This is a genomic window from Shewanella electrodiphila (assembly GCF_023283985.1).
Classification (GTDB): domain Bacteria; phylum Pseudomonadota; class Gammaproteobacteria; order Enterobacterales; family Shewanellaceae; genus Shewanella; species Shewanella electrodiphila.
The window spans coordinates 1-3218 of record NZ_JAKIKU010000032.1 but is presented as its reverse complement, the minus strand read 5'-3'; the positions used below and the strand labels follow the sequence as shown (position 1 = coordinate 3218).

Annotated in this window: 1 rRNA gene; it reads right to left on the bottom strand. The window is 48.9% G+C overall.

From position 1 onward, the window contains the following. Positions 1 to 47: 47 nt before the first annotated feature. Positions 48 to 2940 (bottom strand): 23S ribosomal RNA (locus L2737_RS22095). Positions 2941 to 3218 lie beyond the last annotated feature (278 nt).

Here is a 3218-nt window from a genome sequence, read left to right as displayed (position 1 = left end):
TAATAAATCTAGTTACCATCAACTCAGATAAAACTTATCTGGGTTGTATGGTTAAGCCTCACGAGTCATTAGTACAGGTTAGCTCAACGCCTCACAACGCTTACACACCCTGCCTATCAACGTCCTAGTCTCGAACGGCTCTTTAGAGGAATTAAATTCCTAGGGATGACTCATCTTAGGACTCGCTTCCCGCTTAGATGCTTTCAGCGGTTATCGATTCCGAACGTAGCTACCGGGCAATGCTATTGGCATAACAACCCGAACACCAGCGGTTCGTCCACTCCGGTCCTCTCGTACTAGGAGCAGCTTCCTTCAATCATCCAACGCCCACGGCAGATAGGGACCGAACTGTCTCACGACGTTCTGAACCCAGCTCGCGTACCACTTTAAATGGCGAACAGCCATACCCTTGGGACCGACTTCAGCCCCAGGATGTGATGAGCCGACATCGAGGTGCCAAACACCGCCGTCGATATGAACTCTTGGGCGGTATCAGCCTGTTATCCCCGGAGTACCTTTTATCCGTTGAGCGATGGCCCTTCCATACAGAACCACCGGATCACTATGACCTACTTTCGTACCTGCTCGACGTGTATGTCTCGCAGTTAAGCTGGCTTATGCCATTGCACTAACCGTACGATGTCCGACCGTACTTAGCCAACCTTCGTGCTCCTCCGTTACTCTTTGGGAGGAGACCGCCCCAGTCAAACTACCCACCAGGCACTGTCCCGAACCCCGATAAGGGGCCGCGGTTAGAACATCAAAACTACAAGGGTGGTATTTCAAGATTGACTCCACTCCATCTAGCGACGAAGCTTCAAAGTCTCCCACCTATCCTACACATGTAGGTTCAATGTTCAGTGCCAAGCTATAGTAAAGGTTCACGGGGTCTTTCCGTCTAGCCGCGGGTATACGGCATCTTCACCGCAATTTCAACTTCACTGAGTCTCGGCTGGAGACAGCGTGGCCATCATTACGCCATTCGTGCAGGTCGGAACTTACCCGACAAGGAATTTCGCTACCTTAGGACCGTTATAGTTACGGCCGCCGTTTACTTGGGCTTCGATCATGAGCTTCTCCGAAGATAACCCAATCAATTAACCTTCAAGCACCGGGCAGGCGTCATACCGTATACGTCATCTTGCGATTTTGCACAGTACTGTGTTTTTGATAAACAGTTGCAGCCACCTGGTATCTGCGACTGCCAGCAGCTTAGAGAGCAAGTCTCATCACCGCCAGCAGCGTACCTTCTCCCGAAGTTACGGTACCATTTTGCCTAGTTCCTTCAGCCGAGTTCTCTCAAGCGCCTTGGTATTCTCTACCCGACCACCTGTGTCGGTTTGGGGTACGATTCCTACTAACCTGAAGCTTAGAAGATTTTCCTGGAAGCATGGCATCAACTACTTCATCCCCTTGGGGACTCGTCATCAGTTCTCAGCCTTAATGTAAACCCGGATTTGCCTAAGTTTACAGCCTACAACCTTAAACGCGGACAACCAACGCCGCGCTAGCCTAGCCTTCTCCGTCTCTCCATCGCAGTTAGCAGAAGTACAGGAATATTGACCTGTTTCCCATCGACTACGCCTTTCGGCCTCGCCTTAGGGGTCGACTCACCCTGCCCCGATTAACGTTGGACAGGAACCCTTGGTCTTTCGGCGTGGGGGTTTTTCACCCCCATTATCGTTACTCATGTCAGCATTCGCACTTCTGATACGTCCAGTGTGGGTTACCCCTTCACCTTCAACCGCTTACAGAACGCTCCTCTACCGCTTGCTCCTAAGAGCAAACCCATAGCTTCGGTGTATTGCTTAGCCCCGTTAAATCTTCCGCGCAGGCCGACTCGACTAGTGAGCTATTACGCTTTCTTTAAATGATGGCTGCTTCTAAGCCAACATCCTAGCTGTCTAAGCCTTCCCACATCGTTTCCCACTTAGCAATAACTTTGGGACCTTAGCTGATGGTCTGGGTTGTTTCCCTTTTGACGACGGACGTTAGCACCCGCCGTCTGTCTCCCGAGTAGTACTCACTGGTATTCGGAGTTTGCAAAGGGTTGGTAAGTCGGGATGACCCCCTAGCCTTAACAGTGCTCTACCCCCAGTGGTATTCGCTCGAGGCGCTACCTAAATAGCTTTCGAGGAGAACCAGATATCTCCGAGTTTGATTGGCCTTTCACCCCCAGCCACAAGTCATCCGCTAATTTTTCAACATTAGTCGGTTCGGTCCTCCAGTTGATGTTACTCAACCTTCAACCTGCCCATGGCTAGATCACTCGGTTTCGGGTCTACACCTTGCAACTAAACGCGCAGTTAACACTCGGTTTCCCTACGGCTCCGCTATTCGCTTAACCTCGCTACAAAATGTAAGTCGCTGACCCATTATACAAAAGGTACGCAGTCACGGTCTCAAGAACCGCTCCCACTGCTTGTACGTACACGGTTTCAGGTTCTATTTCACTCCCCTCACAGGGGTTCTTTTCGCCTTTCCCTCACGGTACTGGTTCACTATCGGTCAGTCAGGAGTATTTAGCCTTGGAGGATGGTCCCCCCATATTCAAACAGGATGTCACGTGTCCCGCCTTACTCGATTTCATCTATGGTTAGTTTTCATGTACGGGGCTATCACCCTGTGCCGCTGTGCTTTCCAACACATTCCACTAACACCCCATAGACTTAAGGGCTAATCCCCGTTCGCTCGCCGCTACTAGGGGAATCTCGGTTGATTTCTTTTCCTCTGGGTACTTAGATGTTTCAGTTCCCCAGGTTCGCCTCATAACGCTATGTATTCACGTTATGATGACCACTTATGTGGCCGGGTTTCCCCATTCGGACATCGTTAGCTCAAATGCTTGTTACTAGCTCGCCAACGCTTTTCGCAAGTTACTACGTCCTTCATCGCCTCTGACTGCCAAGGCATCCACCGTATACGCTTAGTCACTTAACCATACAACCCAAATAAGTTTCTAAAAGAAACAAACTGTTGTTAAGGCGGGTAGCCTTAACTGTTGTATCGTAACTAGCTGGTTTATTACTAATTTGCATCTCTTACGAGTACACAAATTCGCCTTAGTTTTTAGAATATTCAAGACACTTAATAAAGTGTTTTGAGAACTCAATGTATTACTGAAAAGGGATTAACTTCCCAATAATACGATTTGTAATTAATTAACATGACAGACTCATGCAATTAAATACTATCAGCTTTCCAAATTGTTAAAGAAC